A 24,128-nucleotide genomic window follows, 5' to 3' on the forward strand; every position below is an offset into this window, starting at 1 on the left:
GTTGATACCTAAAGACGTCGGGAGCCGCACAGCATCGACTTGGGGGCGCCTGTTGGCTGGCCCCTTCCGACGCCGCAGCGAGGGGCGTCCTGGCGTAAGATAGAAGTAATCCGCTGGCTCCCGCGTACTCGGCAACAGACCGTCCACGCAGCATCCGGCGGTCTTTAAGTTCGAACTGGAGGAGACCACGGGCCTGCGGGCCAGCACCATGACTGAATCAACCAACGGAAAGCGCCGGCTGAACACCGACCGCGCCGCCGGAGAATTCCCCCACTCACTTCCCGGTGTCCGGACGGAGGTGGTTCTCTTTGACAACTCCGATCAGATGGTCCAATCCCTCGGCAGCCATGATGAGGCCCTGCGCTACATCGAAGAACAGTTTCCGGCCGTCAACTTCCACGTCCGCGGAAACGAACTTTCCATCAGCGGCCCCGCCACCGAAGTGCCCCGCATCATGCGGCTGCTGCACGAAGTGCGCGGCCTTGTGGCCCGCGGCACCGTCATCAGCCCCTCGGTCCTTCAGCAAATCGTGGCATTGCTCCGCAGCCAGTCCCTGCAGAATCCCGTGGATGTCCTCACCCACGACATCCTCTCCAGCCGGGGGAAAACCATCCGGCCCAAGACGCTGAACCAGAAGAACTACGTTGACGCGATCGACGCCAACACCGTAATCTTCGGGATTGGCCCGGCCGGTACCGGCAAGACGTATCTGGCCATGGCCAAGGCCGTCCAGGCGCTGCAGCAGAAGGAAGTCAGCCGGATTATCCTGACCCGGCCGGCCGTCGAGGCAGGCGAGCGGCTGGGGTTCCTGCCAGGCACACTCAGCGACAAAATCGACCCCTACCTGCGCCCGCTGTACGACGCGCTCCACGACATGATGGATCCGGAAGCAATCCCGCGCCTGATGGCCGCCGGAACCATCGAGGTCGCACCACTGGCTTACATGCGCGGGCGCACCCTCAACGACGCGTTTATCATCCTCGACGAGGCGCAGAACACCACGCCCGAACAGATGAAGATGTTCCTCACCCGGCTTGGCTTTGGATCGAAGATGGTGGTCACCGGAGACGTCACGCAGGTGGACCTCCCGTTCGGCACCCGTTCGGGGCTGCGGATTGTGGAGGAGATCCTGCAGGGCATCGAAGACGTCAATTTCACAGTCCTGGATTCCACGGACGTGGTCCGCCACCGTCTGGTGGGCGACATCGTCCGGGCCTACAGCCTTTGGGATGACGTCCAGCGGAACAAGGTCAAACACTCGGTCAGCCGCGAAAAACGGGGGGAGCACGCATGAGCATCGAAGTAAACAACGAATCAGGCATCCAGGTGGATGAAGCTGGCCTCGTAGCGCTGTCCCGGTACATTTTCGAGCAGTTGTATATCCACCCCCAGGCTGAACTTTCCATCCTGCTGGTGGACGAACCCGCCATGGAAAAGCTCCACATTGAACTGATGGACGAGCCCGGATCCACCGACGTACTCTCGGTTCCCATGGACGAACTGACCCCAGGCACGCCGGACCGGCCCACGCCCCAAGGGATGCTGGGGGACATCGCAGTGTGCCCTCAGGTCGCGCAGGTCCAGGCTGCTAACGCCGGCCACGCCCTGCAGGATGAGATGCTGCTCCTGACTACCCACGGGCTCCTGCATCTGCTGGGCTACGACCACGCTGAGTCTGAAGAAAAGGAAGAAATGTTTGGCCTCCAGCGCCAGCTGCTTTCCGGATTCACCGGTAAGGACGCTCCCGCCGAGACTACGCAGTGACGCCCCTGCTCCTTGTTGGCATGGCCCTGGTATTCATTAGCACCGCTGCACTCCTGACCGCTGCTGACGCCGCATTTACCTTCCTGCCCCGGCACGACGCCGAAGACGCGCTCCTGAAAAGCCGGGGCAACGCCATGAGCCGCATTCTTGCCCAGCCGGTGGCGCACATCCGGGCCTTGCGCTTCTGGCGGGTCTGGTTCGAGATGGCTTCGGCCGTGGCCGTGGCCGTCCTGCTGCACAGCCTACTGGATAACGTATGGCTCGCCGGCCTGGCCGCCACCGGCATCATGGCTCTGCTGGGGTTCGTGATAGTAGGGGTTTCCCCGCGCCAGATCGGCAGGCTCCATTCGGCCTCTGTTGTCCGCTACACGGCGCCCCTCATCCGGTTCCTGACCTGGATCCTGGGCCCCATCCCGCGATGGCTGGTGGCGCTCGGCAGCGCCGCCGCACCGGGCGCACCGGCAGGCGATGAGGCGTTCTTCAGTGAACAGGAATTCCGTGAGCTCGTGGACCGCGCCTCCGAATCGGACATGATTGAAGACACCGAAGCGGAAATGATCCAGTCCGTCTTTGATTTCGGCGACACGCTGGTGCGGGCCGTCATGGTTCCCAGGACGGACATCCTCAGTATCGACGCCGGCTCAAGCCTCCGGCGGGCCATGTCGCTGTTCCTGCGCTCGGGCTATTCCCGGATCCCCGTGATCCGGGACAACACGGACCAGATCCTCGGAATCGTCTACCTTAAAGACGTAGCAGCCACGCTGCACGAACTGGGACCCGAAGACGAACAGCCGCCCGTCGAGGCCCTCGCCCGCGAAGTACGGTATGTTCCCGAGTCCAAGCCGGTCAGCGACCTGCTGCGTGAACTCCAAAAGGAATCAACCCACGTGGCCATTGTCATCGACGAATACGGTGGTACCGCGGGCCTCGTGACCCTGGAGGACCTCATCGAGGAAATCGTCGGGGAAATCGTGGATGAGTACGACACCGAAACCGCCGAAGCCGTTCCCCTGGGCGGTGGCTCTTTCCGCGTCAGCGCAAGGATGAGCATTGATGACTTGGGTGAGCTTTTCGATATCGAACTCGACGACGACGAAGTGGACACCGTAGGCGGGTTGCTGGCCAAGGCCCTCGGCCGTGTGCCCATCGTTGGCAGCCACGTGGACGTGCACGGCATCTCGCTGCGCGCTGAAAGGCTTGAGGGCCGGCGCAACCGGGTCAGCCACATCATTGCGGCCGCCGTACCAAAAGTAGACACTGACCTTGAAGACCTCTTCGACGAGGCGGAAGCAACCCAGCAGGGAGTTCCACGTGAACAAGAAAAATAACCGCCCAGCCAACCAGGGTTCCGACACGCCGGACTACGGCGGCTACCGGGCCGGGTTTTCGGTGCTGGTGGGGCGCCCCAACGCGGGCAAATCAACCCTGACCAATGCCTTGGTAGGGCAAAAGGTGGCCATTACCTCTGCCAAACCGCAGACGACGCGGCACACCATCCGGGGCATCGTCCACCGTGAGGACGCCCAGCTGATCCTGGTGGACACTCCGGGCCTGCACCGGCCCCGTACGCTGCTGGGCAAACGGCTTAACGATCTGGTGGCGGACACTCTGGCCGAGGTCGACGCCATCGGCTTCTGCCTGCCTGCCAACGAGAAGATCGGCCCCGGCGACAAGTTCATCGCCGCCCAGCTCGCCCAGGTGGGGAGCAAGCCTGTCATCGCCATCGTGACCAAGGCCGATCTGGTGGACCGGCAGGCGTTGACCGAGCAGCTTCTCGCTGTCGCCGCCCTGGGCCGGGAAGTCTTCGGAGAGGACGGATGGAAAGACATCGTTCCCGTCTCCGCCGCCGATGGCTTCCAGGTGGGCACCCTGGCTGATGTCCTCATCAGCCATATGCCGCCGTCGCCGCCGCTATACCCGGACGGGCACCTGACGGACGAACCGGAAGCAGTGATGATCGCCGAGCTCATCCGGGAGGCTGCCCTCGAAGGCGTCCGCGATGAATTGCCGCACTCCCTGGCCGTCGTTGTCGATGAGATCGTTCCGCGTGAAGGCCGGCCCGAGGACCGGCCGTTCCTGGACGTGCGGGTTAATCTCTATGTGGAACGTCCTTCCCAGAAGGCCATCATCATCGGCAAGGGCGGCGCCCGGCTTCGGGAAGTCGGCACCAATGCACGCAAAGGCATCGAGGCACTGCTGGGCGCCCGCATCTACCTTGACCTGCACGTAAAAGTCGCCAAGGACTGGCAGCGGGACCCGAAGCAGCTGGTCAAGCTCGGTTTCTGACGCAACGGAACCCGTTGCCCCGGCCGGTCACCGGGAAGTTCCCAGCATGGGCTACTAAAATAGGCCGGATTCAATTTTCGAGGAAGGTACACCACATGGGGCGAAGCCGCGACAATCGCGAGTACGGAGCTGACGCATCAGCCGGAGCCGGTCCGGTCTCCCGGCACGCGGACGCCAGCGCCGTCGGCGTTGGCCGGCACCTCGGGGGGCAGCGGCAGATGCCAGGATGGCTGAAAGTGACCACGGCCGTGCTGACCGTTGTGCTGCTCGGAGGCCTCGGCTTCGCTGGTTACTGGTACTTCCGCCTGCAATCGAACATCACCACGGCACCGCTGAGCGCCGGAGATGGCGCCGCGAACTCGGACTCAACGGGCCGGATGCAGATCCTCATCCTTGGATCGGACACCCGGGAGGGCAAAAACGCCGAGTACGGCTCAGTGCAAGACTCCCTGGGATACGGCAAGTCCGACGTCATGATGCTGATGGACATCTCGGCTGATAACAAGCGCGTCAGCGTCATCAGCTTCCCCCGGGACTTGCTGGTGGATATTCCGCAGTGCAAGGACCAGAAAACCAAACAGTCGTTTCCTGCCCTCCGCGGGGTGATGATCAACGAGGCCATGTCGCAGGCGGGCATCGGCTGTGCCGTGGACACCGTCAATAAACTGACAGGCCTGACGGTCGATCATTTCATGATGGCGGATTTCAATGCAGTCAAGGAACTTTCGAACACTGTTGGTGGTGTGGACGTCTGCATCAGTGACGCCGTCTACGATCCTGATTCGCGCCTGCGGCTCCCCAAGGGCACGTCTTCGGTGCAGGGTGAAATGGCACTCGCCTTCCTCCGTACCCGGCATGCTTTTGCCGACGGCGGCGATCTGGGCCGAATCAAGGCGCAACAGGGATTCCTGTCCTCCCTCACACGGAAGATCAAGGACGACGGCACGCTGTCCAGCCCCGCAAAATTGCTGAACATTGCTGACACCGTCACCCAGAACCTCACCGTGGATGAGGGACTCGCGTCCGTGCCGTCGCTGCTGACGATCGGCAACCGGCTCAAGGACATTAACATCAGCAAGGTGGCTTTTGTGGCGGTACCCACCACCCCGGCACTGTCAGACACCAACCGCCTCCAGATTGCCGAACCGGCAGGATCCCAGCTGTTTGCAGCCCTCCGCGATGACGTGGACCTGACGGATCCGAGGGCCCGGGCCACACCCACGCCGTCGGAAACGGCCGCACCCGCAGCGGAGCCCACGGAAACGCCCGTGCCGCCATACAACAAGGCCGTCCAGCCCGTCACAGTGTCCAACGGCAGCGGAGTGCCGGGGCGTGCCCAGGAAATCGTGCAGGCACTAGTGACCGGTGGCTTCACCCAGACCGGTCAGTTCGCTGCCACTCCGGTGACGCAAAGCGCGGTTTACTACGGGACGGACTTCGCGGACGTCGCGGCCGACGTCGCCGCGCTGCTGGGAATCCCGGCCGCGCAGGTGCAGCCGGCGCCCGGCGTCGTAGGCGTTCAGGCCTACCTGGGGACCGACTTCACATCCGGTGCCACCTACGGTGCCGTCGCACTGCCGGCGGACATCGTCAACCAGACAGCCGGTGACAGTCTTTGCCAGCAGGCGAATCCATTCCTGATCGTTCAAAACTGACTTCAGCGAGGTGCAGGAGAGGCGGGGCCAACAGGCCCCGCCTCTCTGCGTTTGAAGGTACTACCAGATGCTGACCCGCGAGTCCTGCGGCATCCACATGCCATCCTGGTCAGTCACGCCAAAAGCCTCATGGAACGCGTCCAGGTTCCTGGCGATGGCGTTGGTGCGGAACTCGTTGGGGGAGTGGGGATCAGTGGCGAGCCTCCGGATGGCTTCTTCGGCCCGGATAACCTGGCGCCAGCCGGCTGCCCAGGAGGCGAAGAAGCGCTGCTGGCCCGTCAGCCCGTCCAGCACCTCGGGTTCCCTGCCGTTGAGGCTCAGGAGGTATGCCTTGTAAGCGATGGTCAGGCCGCCCAGATCGCCGATGTTTTCCCCCAAGGTCAGTTTGCCGTTGACGTTGTGCCCCGGCGCGGCATAGGGCGACAGGGCATCGTACTGGGCAACCAACTTGGCGGTGAGTTCCTCGAACGCCTTGCGGTCGTCCTCGGTCCACCAGTTCCGCAGCGCACCGCCGCCGTCGAACTGTGAACCCTGATCATCAAAACCGTGGCCGATTTCGTGACCGATGACAGCCCCGATTCCGCCGTAGTTCACGGCGTCGTCGGCGTCGGCCGTGAAGAAAGGCGGCTGCAGGATGGCTGCCGGGAACACGATTTCGTTGAGCATCGGGTGGTAATAGGCGTTGACCGTCTGCGGAGTCATGAGCCATTTGTCCAGGTCAACCGGCTTACCTACCTCATCGAGGTGGCGCTCGACGTCGGCGTTATGGGCGCGCTCCACGTTGCCCAGAAGATCGGCGGGGTCGATCTCCACCGCTGAGTAGTCGATCCACTTGTCCGGGTAACCGATCTTGGCGCGGAAAGCGTCCAGTTTCCGCAGTGCTTCAGCCTTGGTCGCCTCGCCCATCCAGTCCAGGCCGGTGATGCTCCGCCGGTAAGCCTCGATCAGGTTGGCTACCAGGGTCTGCATACCTGCCTTGTGCGACTCGGGGAAGTGCTTGGACACGTAAATCTGGCCCACTGCTTCGCCCAGGCCAGCTTCAACAACGGCGACAGCCCGCTTCCAACGGTCCTTGTTGCGCGGCGTTCCGCTGAGGGTAGTGCCGTAGAAGGCGAAGCTGGCATCGACGAACCCGGCGGAAAGATACGGCGCGGCGGCGTTGATGATCCGCAACGCCAGCCATTCCTGCCAGGCCTGCAGTGGCTCGGAGTCCAGCAACGCCGCGGCTCCACTGAAAAAGTCCGGCGTGCTGACGACAATTTCCGCCCGTTTGCCGGCATCTACCCCGGCAGCTTCGAACCAGGTGCCCAGGAGCGGGAAAAGTGCGGTAGCCTCCGCGGCAGACTTGAGGTTGTAGGTCTTCCGTGGGTCCCGCAGCGTGACATTGTCCCAGTGGTGGGACGCCAGGCTGGTTTCGAGGGCCACCACCCGGCCGGCAGCTGACCCGGCGTCCGGAATCCCGCCCAGGGTGAACATGGTCCGGACATGCTCCCGGTAGGCCGCGACCATGGGAGCGAACTTCTCCTCCCGGTAATACGACTCGTCGGGCAAGCCCAGGCCGCCCTGACCTATATAGACCAGGACGCGGTCCGGGTTGCCGGCGTCCGGTGCGGGGTAGATGTAGAACAATCCCGAAACGTCGGCCCTGAACAGGCTCCCGGCGAGGGCAACGACGTCGGCGATGGACGTGGTGGCGGAGACAGCCTCCAGCCGTTGGCGGATGGGCTCCATGCCCTTGGCCTCAACGGTTGCCTCATCCATGAAGCTGTTGTATAGATCGCCCACCTTCCGTTCGATCCCCGTGGCGGCCTGGCCTTTGGCAGCCGCTTCTTCGATGATGTCGCGGACCGCCATCTCCGCGCCGTCGCGCAACGCGGTGAATGTTCCCTCGAGTGGCCGGTCATCCGGAATTTCAGTGGCCTTGAGCCAGGACCCGTTCACGTGCTGGTACAGGTCGTCCTGCGGCCTGACGGCGTGGTCAATGTTGGATAGATCGATCCCCGAAATGGGCACAGAAGCTCCTTCGTGTGACGTGCCGCGCCGGCGCTGCACCGGTGCGGCGTCTGCATGGTGGACGTTGCGGGAGATGTTGCACTTTCATCTTACGCACCCGTGTTACTCTCAAATGGTGCGCGCAGAACTGCTCCTTCTTATGTGCCGCGGCGAGGCCTCAGACGCGATCTAGCGCAAGGCCCACCCTCGCTGCGGAGTTTGTGTTGCCCGGCCACCTTTCAGATCTGAACCACAGAAAAGGCCCCGATACTCATGCAAAACGCACAGAAGTCTTCTGGAATGCCCGCCCACCGTTACCTGCCGTTCCAGGATCAGATCACCGTTGAACTGCCGGACCGCACCTGGCCAGACAAGGTCATCACCAAAGCCCCGCGCTGGTGTGCCGTGGATCTGCGTGACGGCAACCAGGCACTGATTGACCCAATGAGCCCGGCCCGCAAGATGAAGATGTTCGATCTGCTGGTCCGCATGGGCTATAAGGAGATCGAGGTCGGCTTCCCGTCGGCGTCGCAGACCGACTTCGACTTCGTCCGCCAGCTCATCGAGGGCAACCACATCCCGGATGACGTCACCATCCAGGTCCTGACCCAGGCCCGCGAGCAGCTGATCGAGCGGACCTACGAGTCGCTGGTGGGCGCCAAGCAGGCCATCGTCCACCTGTACAACTCAACGTCCGTCCTGCAACGCCGCGTGGTGTTCAACCAGGACGAGGACGGAATCCTGGACATCGCGCTCCAGGGCGCCCGGCTGTGCAAAAAGTACGAGGAAACCCTCGTCGATACCCACGTCACGTACGAATATTCCCCTGAGTCCTTCACCGGCACAGAGCTGGAATATGCCGTCAGGGTCTGCAACGCCATCGCTGAGGTGTTTGAAGCCTCCGCCGACAGCCAGGTCATCATCAACCTGCCCGCCACGGTGGAGATGGCCACCCCCAACGTCTACGCCGATTCCATTGAGTGGATGAACCGTCACCTGCACCCGCGCGAAGGCATCATTCTGTCCCTGCACCCGCACAACGACCGCGGCACCGGTGTTGCCGCCGCCGAACTCGGTTACCTGGCCGGCGCTGACCGGATCGAAGGCTGCCTGTTCGGCAACGGCGAGCGGACCGGCAACGTGGACCTTGTCACCCTGGGCCTGAACATGTTCGTCCAGGGGATCGATCCCATGATCGATTTCTCCGATATCGACGAAATCCGGCGCACCGTGGAGTACTGCAATCAGCTGCCGGTCGCCGAACGTGCCCCGTACGGCGGCGACCTCGTTTTCACCGCTTTCTCCGGCTCGCACCAGGATGCCATCAAGAAGGGCTTTGAGGCCCTGGAACGGGATGCTGCCGCTGCCGGCAAGGACGTTGCCGACTTCACCTGGGCGGTCCCGTACCTGCCTATTGACCCCAAGGATCTGGGCCGCAGCTACGAAGCCGTCATCCGGGTGAACTCGCAGTCCGGCAAGGGAGGCGTGGCCTACCTGCTCAAGAACGAGCACAGCCTGGACCTGCCGCGCCGCGCCCAGATCGAGTTCTCCGGCGTGATCCAGAAGCGCACCGACACTGTGGGCGGTGAGGTCACCGGATCCCAGCTCTGGCAGATCTTCCAGGACGAATACCTTCCCTCCAGCCAGTCTGACGGCCAGTGGGGCCGGTACTCATTGGGTTCCTTCAGCACCGAAACCGATGACGACGGCGGGCTGACCCTGCACGCTTCCCTCACCGTGGACGGTGTCCAGGCGCGCCGCACCGGCACCGGAAACGGACCCATCGCCGCTTTGCTGAGCATTCTGCACGACGACGGCGTGGATGTCCGGGTGCTGGACTACAGCGAGCATGCCCTTTCCGAAGGCGGAAACGCCACGGCCGCCGCGTACGTCGAGTGCGCCGTGGGGGAGCGTGTCCTGTGGGGCGTCGGCATGGATGCCAACACCAGCACGTCCTCGCTGAAGGCGGTCATTTCCGCGGTCAACCGTGCTATCCGGGATTCGCGAGCCTGATCCGGAACAGCGGTGCGCGCCGGAAGCCACGGCGCGCAACGCACCGGCATAGCCGGCTTTCCGGAACACAGTGCGAAGATTAACCGTGGTCCAACAATCCTTTGCCGCCCGGTCTTACCGTGATGACGCCGTCGTGCTGCGAACACACAAACTGGGTGAAGCTGACCGCATCATCACGCTCCTGACCAAACATCACGGCCAGATCCGGGCCGTCGCCAAGGGTGTGCGGCGTACCAGCAGTAAATTCGGGGCCCGACTGGAGCCATTTATGGTCGCGGACTTGCAATTGGTCTCCGGAAAAACGCTGGACATCGTCACGCAGGCTGTCGCCAAAGGCGCCTACGGGGGCAGCATAGCTGCAGACTATGGGCGCTACACAGTGGCTGCCGCCATGACGGAAACGGCCGAAAAGCTGACCGACGTCGACGGCGAAGCGGGCACTGCCCAATACAACCTGCTGGTGGGGGCCTTGGCCTCGCTCAGCAGGGGTGACCACGCGTCGGGGCTGATCCTGGATTCGTACCTGCTGCGGGCCCTCGCTACGGGCGGCTGGGCGCCGAGCTTCACGGACTGCGCCCGCTGCGGGAGGCCCGGCCCCCATACTGCGTTTTCGGCTCCCCTGGGCGGCATGGTCTGCGCTGACTGCCGGCCGCCTGGCTCGCCTGCGCCTGCAGCGCAAACCGTCACGCTGTTGGCTGCCCTGCTGACAGGGGATTGGAGGACGGCGGACGGGTCCGGCGTGCCGCACCGGCGCGAAGCCGCCGGCTTGGTGGCGGCATACCTGCAATGGCACCTTGAGCGTGTCCTGAAATCCCTCAAACATGTGGAGCGTGCCTGACAGTGGCCTTGGGAAAAAAGTACCCCCCGATGCGGAAGCGGACCACTCCGGTGGTGGCACCCTATCCGCATCCGTCCGGGGCGGTTGCACCGGCGATCCCGGCAGAATTCATCCCCCGCCATGTGGCCATTGTGATGGACGGTAACGGGCGCTGGGCGAACCAGCGCGGACTTCCGCGGATCGAGGGCCACAAAGCCGGCGAGCCCGCCCTGCTCGATGTGATGGCCGGAGCCATCGAACTCGGCATTGAGTATGTAAGCGTCTATGCATTCTCCACTGAGAACTGGCGCCGCTCACCGGAGGAAGTCCGCTTCCTGATGGGTTTTAATAAGGATGTGCTGCGCAGGCAGCGGAACCAGCTGGACGACTGGGGTGTCCGGGTCCGGTGGTCAGGACGCCGTCCCCGGCTGTGGGGGTCGGTGATCCGCGAACTGGAAGAGGCGGAGGAGTTCACCGCCGGCAACAGCACGTGCACGTTGACCATGTGTGTTAACTACGGCGGACGTGCCGAAATTACCGATGCCGTATCGGCCATTGCCTCTGAGGTAGCCGCGGGCCGCCTGAAGCCCGGGGCAATCACCGAAAAGACCATCCAGAAGTTCCTGGACGAACCGGACCTGCCGGATGTCGACCTGTTCCTGCGGAGCTCGGGGGAGCAGCGGCTTTCCAACTTCCTGCTCTGGCAGTCGGCCTACGCTGAATTTGTTTTTATGGACACCCTGTGGCCGGATGTGGACCGCCGGACACTCTGGGAAGCAGTGGAAATCTACGCCCAGCGGGACCGGCGCTACGGCGGCGCCGTCGACGCCGCCACCCCGTAGGTGTAGGACTGCGCCCAGGAGGCAGCATGTATCAGCTCCTCGGTCCATTCAGCCTGGATGCTTGTCCGGTCTGAAGGCATCACCAGCACGGGCGCCGTGATGTGCAATCCCCTCGAAGCGGCGGTGTGCCCGGCCAGGACCGCCTTCGCCCAGCCTGCCCGGATGGGGAACGGGGCGGCCGGCCGCCAAAAGGGATGGAGCTGCCACTCGCCATGTGCCTCGCTGCTGACGCCTTGCCAATAACCGTGCATCTCCGGTATGCGGAACGGGCGCCTCGGATCGGCTCTGGCGACGGGCTCCACCAAATGCATGGCGAGGTTCCGGATCAGTCTGCTGCCCTGGAGTTCCAGCCACGGGGCGTTGAGGATCAGGGTCCCCAGCGCGCCCGGATGGCGGTCCGCCCACAGCGCTGCGACGAAACCGCCGAAGGAATGTCCTAAAAGGTGCACTGTGGGGACCGGTCCGGCCCGGTCAATGGTCAAATGCGAGAGGTCGGCCCTGATTGCCGCCATTGCCGCTGCCAGGTCTTCGTCGTAGATCTGGAGGTCCGTCGCGTAGCGGGGGGTCTGCCCCTCCCGCAGGCGCCGCCCGAATTTCCTGAGATCCAAGGCATCAAAGTGGAGCCCCCGCGCTGACAGCTGATCCGCCAGTTCCGCCTAAAGAAAGTAGTCCGCCCAGCCATGCAGCTAAGGCACCGGGGCCGGAACCGGCTCGGCAGCCGGTTGGGTGCCCGCCCTCGGTCCGGTCATGCGCCGGGTAGAGATTCGGCGGGGCCGGGCGTGGGATTGCCGTACCCGCACAGCCACCGGGAAAGCCGGGCATAGGCGTCCGTCCGCACGGCGGCAGGGGAGAGAAAGACGTCGTGGAGCGCGCCTTCAATCCGTTCAACTGTGACGGTGTGCCCCAGCGTGAGCGCCCGGAGAGCAATAATGTTCACGTCCAGCACGGCGTCGGTCCGCCGCATTTCCTCAGTCCAGAAAGGCCCAGTGGCGCTGCCCCGCGAGAGCAGGACCAGGATGGGGATATCGATTGCCAGCCCCCGTGCCACTTTGGCATGACCGGACAGGACGGCGCTCAGCCAGCCGGCGCGGAGCGGGAAAGCCATCGGCGGCCGGAATTTGTCGTCAACGGCCCATTCGCCATCGGCCGAACTGCTGATGGTCCGCCAATAGAATCCGCGCTCGGGAAGGCGCAGTACGGCCTCGGGCCGGAAGCGCGCCACCGGTCCCACCATCGTGGATGCTGCCCGGCGCACCAGTGAGCTGCCATGCATCTCGAGCCAGGGGCTGTTCAGGACAAGTTGAGAGGCCGTGCCAGGGTGGCTGCTGACCCACAGTGCCGCCACCAGGCCTCCGGTGGAATGGCCCATGAGGGTAAGCAGCATGGTCTCATCCCAGGCCGGTTCAGGTTCTTCGCGCTCAGACTGGCCTGGCGTGGGCTCTTCGGCAACGGACTGTTGTACTTGTTCGGGCAGCCCAGAATCGGTGCGGATGATCTCAATGGCCTGGCCGATCTCGGCGTCATAATCGCCAAGGTTGGCGACGTACCCGCCGGGGGCATCGGGTCGGAGGCTGCGGCCGTGGTTGTGCATGTCCAGCGCATAGAACTCAAACCCGTGGCCGGTCCAGAACTGTGCAAGGTCCACATTGAAGAAGTAATCGCTCCAGCCATGCAGGAAAAGCACCGTCCGTCGTGGCCCGGGCACGTTTCCGAGGTAGTCCCGGTCTTGCACCCCTGGGCGGAACCGCACCAGCGTCGCTGTCCGTTGGACGCCGTCGGCACCCGCGGCCTCGAATGTGCACGCCTCGAAGCCTGCACCGAGGATGTCTGGCTGCCACTCCATGGGTTTATGGTAGCCGGGCCACCAACTTTGTCGGCCCGGTTTGGTCTGGACCGTACAAGGCGGAAAACTAGAGCCATGCGCGTATATCCGACTTTCTTCAAGCTGGCCTTTTCATGGATGGACGCCGAGCGCGCCCACAAGATCGGATTCAGGGGGATCAAGCTCGCCCACACCTCCGGTGCAGGGCGGCTGCTGCAGCGGTTCACAGCCCCGGCACAGTCCCTGCAGACCACGGCATTTGGCGTGACGTTCCCGTCCCCATTCGGCCTTGCCGCCGGGTTCGACAAGGAGGGGCTGGGCATCGAAGCCCTCACGGAACTCGGTTTCGGCCACGTCGAAGTTGGCACCATTACCGGCCAGGCGCAGCCCGGAAACGAAAAACCACGCCTCTTCAGGTTGATCGAGGACCGCGCAGTGATCAACAGGATGGGCTTCAACAACGACGGCGCGGCCGCCGTCGAGCCCCGCCTTAAGGCTGCCCGTGCCGCTCTCCAGCGCAAACACCCCGCCGTGCGGCCGGTGATCGGGGTGAACATCGGGAAGAGCAAAGTGGTGGAACTGGCCGACGCCGTGGCGGACTATCTCAACAGCGCCCGGAGCCTCGCCCCGGCTGCCGATTACCTGGTAGTCAATGTCAGCTCACCCAACACGCCCGGGCTTCGCCTTCTGCAGGATGTCCAGACGCTTCGTCCGCTGCTGGCCGCGGTGGGGGAGGAGGCGGACAGGGCTGCCGGCCGGCACATCCCACTGCTCGTAAAGATCGCCCCTGACTTGAGCGATGAGGATATCGACGACGTCGCGCGGCTGGCGTTGGACCTGAAGCTGGACGGAATCATCGCAACCAATACCACCATAGGACGCTCCGGCCTTAGGTCGCCGGCAGCGAAGGTGGCGGAATGCGGTGCCGGGGGCCTGTCCGGGGCACCGCTCAAGCAGCGGTCGCTGGAGGTCCTTCGCCGGCTGACTGAAGCCACCGGGGGCGCGATTACCCTCGTGGCCGTTGGCGGCGTCGAGACGGCGAATGATGTCCAGGATCGCCTGGACGCGGGGGCAACCCTGGTCCAGGGTTACACCGCTTTCCTCTATGAAGGTCCCTTCTGGGCGGCCCGTATTAACCGGGAACTGGTCAAAAATCGCCGGCGCTGACAACCACGGATGCAAAAATCCCCGGCGGTCCTACCGCCGGGGATTTTTGTTTCAAGATTGGAGCGATCCGTGGGCGGGCCGTGACGGCCTGTCAGGAGTGGGTATGTCGGGACCTGTCCGTCAGGAGGGGTACTGGCCGCGCTTCACAAGCGGCTTGGGGAGCCGCAGTTTGCGGAACTGCAACGAACGCATCGAGCCGTACCAGACCGTGCCGCGCTCAACTTCGCCGAACTTCGCCGTCAGTTTCTTGCGGAGCTGCCGGGACAGAATAAACACGTCCACAAAAACGGCCAGGAACATCACCCAGAAGCCACCCAGCACGTACACCATCTGCTCGCCGGACGCCGGCACGATGAGGGAAATAATGACAAAAACGAGGGCGCCGAACATCAGGTATTCGCCCAGGCTGAAGCGCGCGTCAACAAAGTCGCGGGCATAACGTTTCTGCGGCCCCTTGTCCCGCACGGGCAGGAATTTTTCGTCACCAGTGTCCAAAGCCTTACGCATCTTGGTCCGCTGGTCCTGGATCGCCTGCCGCTCAGCGGTCTTCGAAGCCTTCCGGTCTTCCGGCACCAGGGGCCGTTTGCGGGCCGCTTCCTGGGCTTTGCGTTTGGGAGTGGGCGCACCCTTACCCAACGCGGCATCCTGCCGGGCTGCCACTTCAGCGGCCTGCTGGTCTATTGATTCCTGCGCCGTTGGCGCTTCCTTTTTACGTCCGAACACTTGAACAGAATACCTTGCGGCCCGGGCGATCCGGCGCGGGTAGTGTGTTCGCCATGACTCCTACTTCAGCGGCCACTCCAGAGAACGCCGGCGCCCCCCGCTCAGCAGGAACTATTGATGCCGAGGCTCTCCGGCTGTCCGTGGACCGGTCTTTCGACGGCACGCTTGAGCGGCTCAGCCATCTCGTGGCCATCCCAGGCATCGCCTGGTCGAGTTTCGATCCTGCTCCTTTGGACGCCAGCGCTGCGGCGGTGGCTGAACTCCTGCGGGCGGCAGGACTCGGGGATGTCCAGATACTGCGCAGCCAGAAGGTGGACGGTACCCCGGGCGGGCCCGCCGTCGTGGCACGTCGGCAGGCCGCCCAAGGCAAGCCGACCATTCTTCTGTACGCCCACCACGACGTGCAGCCGCCCGGGGATCCGGCGCTGTGGGAATCAGAGCCGTTCACCGCCGTCGAACGCAATGGCCGGCTGTACGGGCGGGGCGCCGCTGATGATAAGGCCGGAATCATGGCCCACGTGGCTGCCTACACAGCAGCGGCCGAGGTTCTTGGTACCGAATTTGGCCTCGGCGTAACCTTCTTCTTCGAGGGTGAGGAGGAAGCTGGTTCTCCCACGTTCCGCACCTTCCTCGAAACGCACCGTGAACTGCTGAGCGCAGACGTCATTGTTGTGGCCGACTCCAGCAACTGGAAAGTGGGGATACCGGCACTGACCACCAGCCTGCGCGGCCTGGTGGACGGCACCATTGAAGTCCAGGTGCTCGAACATGCTGTCCACTCGGGCATGTTCGGCGGCCCGGTGCTGGATGCCCCCACCCTCTTGTCCCGGCTGATTGCCACACTTCATGATGCCGAAGGCAACGTGGCCATCGAAGGCCTGGTGTCCTATGACAACGTCGGTGTGGGCCTCACCGAAGCGGAGTACCGTGCGGATGCCTCCGTGCTCGACGGCGTCCGGCTGGCCGGCACAGGCAGTATCGCCGGACGCCTGTGGACCAAACCCGCGCTGTCGATCATCGGGTTCGACGCCCCGGCAGTTGATGTGGCATCGAATACCCTCCTGCCGCGGGCACGCGCCAAGTTCAGCCTGCGCCTGGCTCCCGGCCAGATACCCGCAGAGGCGATGGATGCCGTGCGGCGGCACGTCGAGGCCAACACACCCTTTGGCGCCAAGGTTGTCTTGACGCCGGGGGAGAGCGGCAATTCGTTCCTCGCCGATACGAATTACACTGCGGCGAAGTTTGCCATGTGGGCGTTGGAAGAGGCCTGGGGCGTCCCCGCGGTGGAAATGGGCATCGGGGGATCGATTCCGTTCATATCTGACTTGTTGGACCTCTACCCCGATGTCCAGATCCTCGTGACGGGAGTCGAGGATCCCGACTCCCGGGCCCACAGTGCAAACGAGTCACTGCACATCGGCGATTTTAGGAACGCCATTCTCGCCGAGGCGCTGCTTCTGGCCAGGCTCAACATCGAGGGGCTCGGCTGAACTGCACCGTCACTGCATGCCGTTGACAGCGCCGGACGGGAACACAATGCAGGGCGGCGATAGTTACGTCTGGAGTTAGAGCTATACGTCTGACCGAAGTAGCATGTAGCTATAGCCCGTACCGTATCCGTAGGGGCAGGCACCGCTGAAGCGGGGCCGCCAGGACCGTCCAAAGGTAGGCCAAATGAGCACCGCAACCAACGAGAACACCACCGAAACCGCTGCCAGCGATGAACTGGCCGCGCATGAGGTCAAGCTCACCGACGTCGCTGCAGGCAAGGTCCGCAGCCTCCTTGAGCAGGAAGGCCGCACTGACCTTCGCCTCCGCGTTGCCGTCCAGCCCGGCGGCTGCTCGGGCCTCATCTACCAGCTCTACTTCGACGAACGCCTGCTCGACGGAGATGCCGTCCGCGACTACGACGGCGTAGAAGTTGTGGTGGACAAGATGAGCGTGCCTTACCTCAGCGGAGCCAGCATCGATTTTGAAGACACCATATCAAAGCAGGGCTTCACCATCGACAACCCAAACGCCGGAGGCTCGTGCGCATGTGGTGATTCGTTCCACTGACCGGTTCTTTCGCCCGATGTCGGCGCCTGCTTCTCATCAGCCAAAAACGGCACGGAGGCACGGCGCCGACATGTGGGCGAAACGCCCGGCGGAGCGGTAAGCTCTACACCGAGTAGTAAAACTTTTAGTGTGCCCGGAAGGCCATCGAGGCGGCCGGGCAACAGCAACAAGTAGGAAGGGCCGTCTGTGAGTTCGCAGAACCGAACCGGCAGCCGACGCAAAACGATCACTTCGATCTCAGGATTGGCAGTTGCCGGCGCGTTGGTTTTGACTGGATGTTCGCCAGAGGTATCGAGGGGGTGGCTGCCCACCGAGCGTGGAACCACCAATCACACTGACCGGATCATGGACCTCTGGGTCAACTCATGGATTGCGGCCCTTGTAGTGGGCGTCATTACGTGGGGTTTGATCGTCTGGTGCCTTGTTGCCTATCGCCGCCGCAAGGGGACCGTGGGATTCCCGAAGCAGATCAGCTTTAACCTCCCGCTCGAGGTGTTCTATCTGACCATCCCGATTTTCATGGTCCTGGTGTTCTTCTACTTCACGGACCGTGACCAGCAAGCCATTGATGACCGGTCACAGCCGGCCGACGTCGTGGTTGACGTCCGTGCCAAGCAGTGGGCCTGGGACTTCAACTACAAGTCCGGCCAAGTCGTCGAGCAGGACGTCTACGAAGCCGGTGTACAGGCCCACCTGACGGGTAACACCATCAACAAGGAAGCCCTCCCGACGCTGTACCTGCCGGTGGGCAAGTCAGTCGACGTAGAGCTCAACTCCCGCGATGTCATCCACTCCTTCTGGGTTCCCGCCTTCCTGCAGAAGCGCGACATGATCCCGGGCAAGACCAACTACATCCGGTTCACTCCCACTAAAGAGGGAACCTATGACGGTAAATGCGCAGAACTCTGCGGCGAGTACCACTCCGAAATGCTCTTCCGCGTCAAGGTTGTCTCCGAAGCCGAGTTCAAGGCCCACATGGACAAGCTCAAGGATGCAGGCAACACGGGGCTCCTCGGCACAGAATACAATCGCAACCCGAACCTGAACGAAATTAAGTAAGGGGAGCGACGTGGCTACTTACACCCAATACGCACCTGTGGAGACCTCTGCGGCTCCCGTAGTTCCGAAGTCCAAGGGACGCGTCGTCGTCAACTGGATCACCTCTACTGACCACAAGACCATCGGGTACATGTACCTGATCGCGTCGTTTGTGTTCTTCTGCCTGGGCGGCGTGATGGCGCTGCTCATCCGGGCTGAACTGTTCGAACCGGGCATGCAGATCCTGCAGACCAAAGAGCAGTACAACCAGCTGTTCACCATGCACGGGACCGTCATGCTGCTGATGTTCGCCACCCCGCTGTTCGCGGGCTTCACCAACGTGATCATGCCCCTGCAGATCGGCGCTCCCGACGTCGCCTTTCCGCGGCTGAATGCGCTGGCGTTCTGGTTCTTCCTCTTCGGCTCCACCATCGCCGTGTCGGGCTTCATCACTCCGCAGGGTGCTGCTTCGTTCGGCTGGTTCGCGTATGCGCCGCTGTCCAACACCACGTTCAGCCCCGGCATAGGTGGTGACCTGTGGGTCTTCGGCCTGGCCCTGTCCGGTTTCGGAACCATCCTGGGCGCGGTCAACTTCATCACCACCATCATCTGCATGCGCGCCCCGGGCATGACCATGTGGCGGATGCCCATCTTCACCTGGAACGCCCTGATCACGTCCATCCTGGTCCTGATGGCTTTCCCACCCTTGGCGGCAGCTCTGTTCGCGCTGGGTGCTGATCGCCGGTTCGGTGCACATATATTTGACCCGGAAAATGGTGGCGCGGTTCTCTGGCAGCACCTGTTCTGGTTCTTTGGCCACCCGGAGGTGTACATTATCGCGCTGCCGTTCTTCGGCATCGTCTCGGAGATCTTCCCGGTCTTCAGCCGCAAGCCGATCTTTGGCTACAAGGGTCTGGTCTACGCCACCATTGCCATTGCCGCCCTGTCCGTGACGGTGTGGGCCCACCACATGTACGTGACCGGTTCGGTGCTGCTGCCGTTCTTCGCGTTTATGACCATGCTCATCGCGGTTCCCACCGGTGTGAAGTTCTTCAACTGGATCGGCACCATGTGGCGGGGGTCGTTGACCTTCGAAACCCCCATGCTGTGGAGCATCGGCTTCCTGATCACGTTCCTCTTCGGCGGCCTGACCGGGATCATCCTGGCATCCCCGCCGCTGGACTTCCACGTCTCCGACTCATACTTCGTGGTGGCGCACTTCCACTATGTGGTGTTCGGCACCGTGGTGTTCGCGATGTTCGCCGGCTTCTACTTCTGGTGGCCGAAATTCACCGGCAAGATGCTCAACGAGCGCCTCGGCAAGATCCACTTCTGGCTGCTGTTCCTGGGCTTCCACGGAACCTTCCTCATCCAGCACTGGCTCGGCGTTATGGGCATGCCCCGCCGTTACGCCGACTACCTCGTGGAGGACAACTTCACCTGGATGAACCAGTTTTCCACCATCGCCTCGTTTGTCCTCGGTGCGTCGCTGATCCCGTTCTTCTGGAACGTCTACATCACCTGGCGCAGCACGGAGAAGGTCGAAGTCGATGACCCGTGGGGCTTCGGCGCCTCGCTCGAATGGGCCACGTCGTGCCCGCCGCCTCGCCACAACTTCACGTCCCTCCCCCGCATCCGTTCAGAGCGGCCGGCCCTGGACCTGCACCACCCGGAACTTTCGCAGGTACATACAGTCGAGTCGCCTGCTCCCGTAGCAGCAGTGCTCGGTAACGCCGACCAGAAGGACACAGCCCAGTGAAGATCGAATCTTGGATTTTTGGCGGCGGCGTTTTCTTCTTCGTACCAGTCGCCCTGGTTTATGGTTTCATGACCAACTGGCATGAACCCGTTGGCCTGTTGGGAATTCTCCTCGTGGCCGGTCTCTCGGGCATGATCGGTGCCTACCTTGGCTTCACCGGTAAAAGGGTCGGACTCCGTCCGGAGGACCGCAGCGACGCCGAGATCCACGAAGGCGCCGGCGAACAGGGGCACTTCAGCCCCTGGAGCTGGTGGCCGCTGGTCCTGGGCCTTTCCTGCGCAGGAGGATTCCTGGGCCTGGCAGTCGGCTGGTGGATTACGTTCATCGCCGCAGGACTCGCCGTGGTTGCACTCGTGGGCTGGGTCTTCGAGTACAGCCGCGGAGACCACGCGCACTAAGGTCCCCTGACCCGACAGCTGCACCGGGCGTCTACTGGAAACTTGCGTCAGACAAAAACGTTGGGTCCCACCTTCGGGTGGGGCCCAACGTCGTTATATATGGGGGACAAACGCACCGGTATCCCTACGCGGCCTGGTCCTCCTGAGGGTGTCGTGAGCCGCCAAGTTTGGGTTAGTGGACGGGGTTTCGGATGTATTGGTAGACGGTTTCTCGGCTGATGCCGAATTCGCGGGGCTGAGCCGGCCCATGACGGAGAGCATGGGGTTCGCCAGGGGCGAGTCTTCGCCGGTGAAGAGGGGGTTTTCCTTCACGAACTCGATGCGGGTCCACGAACTCCCGGGGACGACGGTCCCCAACCCCGCAGAACGTCGAACCTATGATTCGGATCAGGCTGCCGGATTGACGTTGAGTGAGCTGGAGCGTTGGCTGGCCCCGGCTGTGGTTTCCTATCACGGCCAGTATCCATGGGAGTCTGGCCTACACACTGATGACCGGAGCGATCCGACTCTGCCCGAGCTATCGAAACGGGCATGGGATTCCTTCGACATCGCTGTTGAAGCGGCCACAGAATACCCTCTGATCGCGAAATAGCGCTACGACTTGGCACGGTACGGATGCCGGAGTGAGAATCCGTGCGCGGTCTCCGGGAAACCTTCGCCGAGCTTCAGATACCCCTCGACTTTCTGTCACAAACAGGGAATCAATGACCCTTTGCACGACTTAGAATAAATGACTGGTTAAGTGACATATTTTTGATTCCAACCCGGTTTGAAATCGCACTGTCACTTAAACGAACGTATAAATGACAGAGGAGAACTGCTGTGCTCGTTGGATACATGCGCGTCTCAAAGGCCGACGGCTCCCAGACCACGGACCTGCAGCGCGACGCACTCCTGGCCGCCGGCATCGATCCGGAATCCCTCTATGAGGACAAGGCCTCCGGGAAGAGGGATGACCGGCCCGAACTGGCCGCCTGCCTCAAAGCCATGCGCCATGGCGACGCCTTGGTCGTATGGAAACTGGACCGGCTGGGCCGGGACCTGCGCCACTTGGTCAACATCGTCCACGATCTCACCGAACGCGGTATCGGGCTGAAGGTCCTCACTGGGCAGGGCGCCGCGATCGACACCACCACAGCTTCGGGGAAGCTCGTCTTCGGGATCTTCGCCGCCCTCGCCGAGTTCGAACGTGAACTCATTTCCGAGCGAACCCTCGCCGGCCTCGCTTCCGCCCGCGCCCGCGGCCGCAACGGAGGACGCCCCTACAAGATGACCCCAGCCAAACTCCGGCTCGCCACTGCATCCATGGGCAAGCCCGGCACCAAAGTCGGGGAGCTCTGCACCGAACTCGGCATCACCCGCCAGACCCTGTACCGGCACGTCTCACCGGCCGGAGAGCTTCGTCCCGACGGCGTTAAGTTACTGGCACGGTAGGAACCAAGAACGGCTGCACGTCGAGCGCGGATAGCTCACTGATTCTCCGCCGCTGCGTCAGGGTCGGTTCCTGCCGGCCGCGCCTCGCAAGCTAGCGCCGGGTCCCCGGACCTCGGAGACTTTTCTCGGCTACGTCTCTATCTAGGACTAGGGGGTTCCCGTTACCCACACCGGAGTGCCTTCGGGCCGGTAGATGACTGCGTTTCCGTCGTCTTGAACGATGAGTCGGCTTCCGGGGTTTGCCTGTTTTGCTGTCCCACACGTAGTCCTCGTCCTGGCCGTAGAGCACGAGGTTCCCGTCGGCCTGCATGATGCAAACCCCGGCAGCGCTGCCATCGGTCCCGGAGTCCCCCGTCCGGGACGTTGAGCACGAGGTTCCCGTCCGCCTGATACATCAACCCGTAAAAGCCGTTAGCGGCCCGGACTGTTGGGTGGAGAGTCGTTTCGGGCTGCATTCATGACTACACCTTGATTTGGTTGTCATCGATAAGCACTTTAGGAGTGCGACCGGGCTCTGGGTTCGGTAGCGATCCCGGTACCGTCCCTCGGTGCACGGTCCAGTCCCCGTATCAGGATCAGGTGTTCCCGGAGTACGGCGACGTGGTCATCGGGGTGGGCAGCGAGAAGGCTGCGCAGAGTGGCCTTGACAGATGCGGCTTCCGGGTCGGTCAGGACCGCTTGGATGATGCCACGGGCCTGGTCTTGCAGCGACATGGCTGTGTCGTTTTCTGGTCCTCCGGCGCGGGGTGCCGTGGCGTACACGGGAATCCGGGGATCGTCAAAGTTCATCGGCTCGTCCTTTCCTTGGGAACGTTCTCTTTGGGGACCTGCCGGCAATGCCCTGGTCCGTTGCAACTTTTCATTTATGGGACCGTGCATGTGTGTGCGGGCCGTATCGGCGGCTGCGGGTCTTCGGGTTGATTGGTTTCCAAGGACACCGGCTGGCTGGGAGTTTCGCTTTGGAATGGCGGCGCAGCGGGGCCCTGACCGGTTCGGGCTTTGATCCTTTTTCGGAGGTACCAGGCTGCCGCCGCGGCCGTGAGGACGGCCAGCAGTGCGATGGTTACTGTGGGTCCGAAGGTTTTGGCGGCCGTGAGGTAGACGTTTCCGGCGAAGTATCCGGCGAGGACTACCGCGGCCCCCCAGATGGTGCCTCCGGCGATGTTGAAGGCCAGGAATCGGCGGTAGGGCATGTGGGATAGCCCGGCGAGGGCGGGCATGACGGCGCGGAAGAACGCGGTGAACCGGCCTAGGAACACGGCGGATCCTCCCTTGCGGGCGAGTAGGTCCCGTGCCCGGTCCAGCTGCGGCCGGCGTTTTTGGAGCAGGGGGATCTGCAGGATCCGGGACCCGAAGTGGCGGCCGATCTGGTAGCCGACGGTGTCTCCGATGATGGCTGCGGCGATGACGAGGAGCAGGATGAGCCAGAGTTGAAGATGGTGCTGGCTGGCCAGGACCCCGCCGAGGACGGCTGCGGTTTCGCCGGGCAGGATGAAACCGATGAACAGGGCGTCTTCGGCGAAGACCAGGGCAGCAATGATCAGGTAGGCGGGCAGGGGCCCGGCGTTGCGGATGGCATCGATGATCCAGGTCATGACGTGCGGTCCTGTTCTCGGGCCGCCGGACCGGTTGATCCTCCAGCGGCCGTCTGGCTCTGGCTCGGGCTCTTCATGGTGGGTCTCCTGCGGGTTCGTATCGGTACTACCAGCATGGATGATGACGCCTGAGGGGATCCTGAGGCATGTCCCTGCACCGTCGCCTGGCCCGGCAGTAACCTGTGTCAGTCTAGTTTTTCGCCGGTGCCCTTGGCTTTGGTGGCGGTGGCGGTGGCTGGTGCGAGTCCGGGCGCGGCGGCCTCAACGCTGATTTTTACTTCGTTGGTTGAGGTGCGGTAGAGGCTGTATTTGTTTTCCGGGTAGTGCCCGGGGCCGTTGCCGTTGTCGAAATACACGGTGGCGGACGCGTCCGGCGCCAGGGTCAGTCCGTCCAGCTTCTGGTAGTAGGACTCCGTTTGTCCCGTGGCTGAATCCGTCATGGTGTAGTACACCTCGATACTGCTGATCTGGGCGGGGGTGGAGTTGCTCAGTGTGAACTGGAGCCGGTCCGGAATGGCGGCGTTGGTTTGCGGGTCGGTGTTGTCTTCGGCCTTAACTTTGCTGATGGTGAGTCCCGGGGCGATTCCGGTGGTGGCGATGGGGTTTTTGGTGACGGGCAGCACGGTGGCCGCCGGGGCTGTTGATGAGGGCTGGGCCGATGGTGTGGGGGCCCCGAGGGTCCCCTGCCAGATCAGGATCGCGGCCAGGGCGGCGATGACGACCAGTGCCAGGAAAAGAATTTTCTTGAGGGTGAGCGTCTTCATT

At 63.0% G+C, this 24,128-nt stretch carries 22 protein-coding genes; 15 read left to right on the plus strand and 7 right to left on the minus strand.

Going from position 1 to position 24,128, the window contains the following annotated elements; all coding sequences use genetic code 11:
- Positions 1 to 208 precede the first annotated feature (208 nt).
- The 5 genes from ABIB27_RS03055 to ABIB27_RS03075 all read left to right on the plus strand — a co-directional run bounded on the left by ABIB27_RS03055 (position 209) and on the right by ABIB27_RS03075 (position 5,705).
- Positions 209 to 1,294 (plus strand): PhoH family protein, encoded by a 1,086-nt coding sequence (locus ABIB27_RS03055; protein ID WP_354253478.1) that lies wholly within the window; start codon positions 209 to 211, stop codon positions 1,292 to 1,294.
- On the plus strand, positions 1,291 to 1,764 hold the full coding sequence (gene ybeY / locus ABIB27_RS03060) for an rRNA maturation RNase YbeY (protein WP_354214382.1): 474 nt from the start codon (positions 1,291 to 1,293) through the stop codon (positions 1,762 to 1,764). Before ABIB27_RS03055 ends, ybeY begins: the two co-directional genes overlap by 4 nt.
- Positions 1,761 to 3,092, plus strand: a complete 1,332-nt coding sequence (locus tag ABIB27_RS03065; protein ID WP_354214383.1) for a hemolysin family protein — start codon at positions 1,761 to 1,763, stop codon at positions 3,090 to 3,092. Before ybeY ends, ABIB27_RS03065 begins: the two co-directional genes overlap by 4 nt.
- On the plus strand, positions 3,076 to 4,050 hold the full coding sequence (gene era / locus ABIB27_RS03070; RefSeq protein WP_354214384.1) for a GTPase Era: 975 nt from the start codon (positions 3,076 to 3,078) through the stop codon (positions 4,048 to 4,050). The genes ABIB27_RS03065 and era overlap by 17 nt, the downstream gene beginning before the upstream one ends.
- A 95-nt stretch (positions 4,051 to 4,145) precedes the next feature.
- The gene (locus ABIB27_RS03075) at positions 4,146 to 5,705 is read left to right on the plus strand and encodes an LCP family protein (RefSeq protein ID WP_354253479.1); all 1,560 of its coding nucleotides are present in this window, start codon (positions 4,146 to 4,148) and stop codon (positions 5,703 to 5,705) included.
- 60 nt (positions 5,706 to 5,765) lie between these two features.
- On the opposite strand, the gene ABIB27_RS03080 is transcribed toward ABIB27_RS03075, so the two are convergent.
- Complete coding sequence (locus ABIB27_RS03080; protein WP_354253480.1) at positions 5,766 to 7,718, minus strand: M13 family metallopeptidase; 1,953 nt, start codon at positions 7,716 to 7,718, stop codon at positions 5,766 to 5,768.
- Positions 7,719 to 7,970: 252 nt separating this feature from the next.
- Between ABIB27_RS03080 and leuA the strand changes: the two genes are divergently transcribed.
- The 3 genes from leuA (at position 7,971) to ABIB27_RS03095 (ending at position 11,369) form a co-directional block, all read left to right on the plus strand.
- Complete coding sequence (leuA, locus tag ABIB27_RS03085; protein WP_354214387.1) at positions 7,971 to 9,710, plus strand: 2-isopropylmalate synthase; 1,740 nt, start codon at positions 7,971 to 7,973, stop codon at positions 9,708 to 9,710.
- Between the two features lie 85 nt (positions 9,711 to 9,795).
- Complete coding sequence (gene recO, locus ABIB27_RS03090; protein WP_354214388.1) at positions 9,796 to 10,548, plus strand: DNA repair protein RecO; 753 nt, start codon at positions 9,796 to 9,798, stop codon at positions 10,546 to 10,548.
- Between the two features lie 2 nt (positions 10,549 to 10,550).
- On the plus strand, positions 10,551 to 11,369 hold the full coding sequence (locus tag ABIB27_RS03095; RefSeq protein WP_354214389.1) for an isoprenyl transferase: 819 nt from the start codon (positions 10,551 to 10,553) through the stop codon (positions 11,367 to 11,369).
- On the opposite strand, the gene ABIB27_RS03100 is transcribed toward ABIB27_RS03095, so the two are convergent.
- On the minus strand, positions 11,336 to 12,019 hold the full coding sequence (locus ABIB27_RS03100; RefSeq protein WP_354214435.1) for an alpha/beta hydrolase: 684 nt from the start codon (positions 12,017 to 12,019) through the stop codon (positions 11,336 to 11,338). The two genes, ABIB27_RS03095 and ABIB27_RS03100, sit on opposite strands and share 34 nt — an antisense overlap.
- 95 nt (positions 12,020 to 12,114) lie before the next feature.
- Positions 12,115 to 13,212 (minus strand): alpha/beta hydrolase, encoded by a 1,098-nt coding sequence (locus ABIB27_RS03105; RefSeq protein ID WP_354214390.1) that lies wholly within the window; start codon positions 13,210 to 13,212, stop codon positions 12,115 to 12,117.
- 75 nt (positions 13,213 to 13,287) lie between these two features.
- Between ABIB27_RS03105 and ABIB27_RS03110 the strand changes: the two genes are divergently transcribed.
- A complete protein-coding gene (locus tag ABIB27_RS03110) occupies positions 13,288 to 14,358 on the plus strand; it encodes a quinone-dependent dihydroorotate dehydrogenase (protein ID WP_354214391.1) in 1,071 nt (356 codons plus the stop codon).
- 120 nt (positions 14,359 to 14,478) lie between these two features.
- On the opposite strand, the gene ABIB27_RS03115 is transcribed toward ABIB27_RS03110, so the two are convergent.
- Entirely contained in the window at positions 14,479 to 15,081 is a 603-nt protein-coding gene (locus ABIB27_RS03115; protein WP_354253481.1) for a DUF3043 domain-containing protein, read from the minus strand.
- A gap of 53 nt (positions 15,082 to 15,134) precedes the next feature.
- Here ABIB27_RS03115 and ABIB27_RS03120 point away from each other — a divergent pair, with 53 nt between their 5' ends.
- The 6 genes from ABIB27_RS03120 (at position 15,135) to ABIB27_RS03150 (ending at position 21,768) form a co-directional block, all read left to right on the plus strand.
- A complete protein-coding gene (locus ABIB27_RS03120; protein WP_354253482.1) occupies positions 15,135 to 16,571 on the plus strand; it encodes a dipeptidase in 1,437 nt (478 codons plus the stop codon).
- 184 nt (positions 16,572 to 16,755) lie between these two features.
- The gene (locus tag ABIB27_RS03125; protein ID WP_354214394.1) at positions 16,756 to 17,139 is read left to right on the plus strand and encodes a HesB/IscA family protein; all 384 of its coding nucleotides are present in this window, start codon (positions 16,756 to 16,758) and stop codon (positions 17,137 to 17,139) included.
- A gap of 186 nt (positions 17,140 to 17,325) precedes the next feature.
- The gene (gene ctaC, locus ABIB27_RS03130; RefSeq protein ID WP_354214395.1) at positions 17,326 to 18,198 is read left to right on the plus strand and encodes an aa3-type cytochrome oxidase subunit II; all 873 of its coding nucleotides are present in this window, start codon (positions 17,326 to 17,328) and stop codon (positions 18,196 to 18,198) included.
- Positions 18,199 to 18,208: 10 nt separating this feature from the next.
- On the plus strand, positions 18,209 to 19,936 hold the full coding sequence (ctaD, locus tag ABIB27_RS03135) for an aa3-type cytochrome oxidase subunit I (protein WP_354253483.1): 1,728 nt from the start codon (positions 18,209 to 18,211) through the stop codon (positions 19,934 to 19,936).
- Complete coding sequence (locus ABIB27_RS03140) at positions 19,933 to 20,334, plus strand: cytochrome c oxidase subunit 4 (RefSeq protein WP_354217945.1); 402 nt, start codon at positions 19,933 to 19,935, stop codon at positions 20,332 to 20,334. Before ctaD ends, ABIB27_RS03140 begins: the two co-directional genes overlap by 4 nt.
- Positions 20,335 to 21,156: 822 nt before the next feature.
- Positions 21,157 to 21,768 carry a recombinase family protein gene (locus ABIB27_RS03150; protein WP_354217946.1) on the plus strand — a complete coding sequence of 204 codons (612 nt, stop codon included), beginning with the start codon at positions 21,157 to 21,159 and terminating at the stop codon, positions 21,766 to 21,768.
- A gap of 495 nt (positions 21,769 to 22,263) precedes the next feature.
- Here the strand turns inward: ABIB27_RS03150 and ABIB27_RS03155 are convergent, their stop codons facing one another.
- From ABIB27_RS03155 to ABIB27_RS03165, 3 genes are all read right to left on the minus strand, one after another.
- A complete protein-coding gene (locus ABIB27_RS03155) occupies positions 22,264 to 22,557 on the minus strand; it encodes a hypothetical protein (RefSeq protein ID WP_354217947.1) in 294 nt (97 codons plus the stop codon).
- A 74-nt stretch (positions 22,558 to 22,631) separates the two neighbouring features.
- Complete coding sequence (locus ABIB27_RS03160) at positions 22,632 to 23,363, minus strand: DedA family protein (RefSeq protein ID WP_354253484.1); 732 nt, start codon at positions 23,361 to 23,363, stop codon at positions 22,632 to 22,634.
- A 185-nt stretch (positions 23,364 to 23,548) separates the two neighbouring features.
- Positions 23,549 to 24,127: a hypothetical protein gene (locus ABIB27_RS03165; protein ID WP_354253485.1), complete on the minus strand. Its 579-nt coding sequence runs from the start codon at positions 24,125 to 24,127 to the stop codon at positions 23,549 to 23,551.
- Between the last annotated feature and the right edge of the window lies 1 nt (position 24,128).

Origin of the sequence: Arthrobacter sp. UYEF21, assembly GCF_040546085.1 — a bacterium.
In the GTDB taxonomy this organism is placed as follows: domain Bacteria; phylum Actinomycetota; class Actinomycetes; order Actinomycetales; family Micrococcaceae; genus Arthrobacter.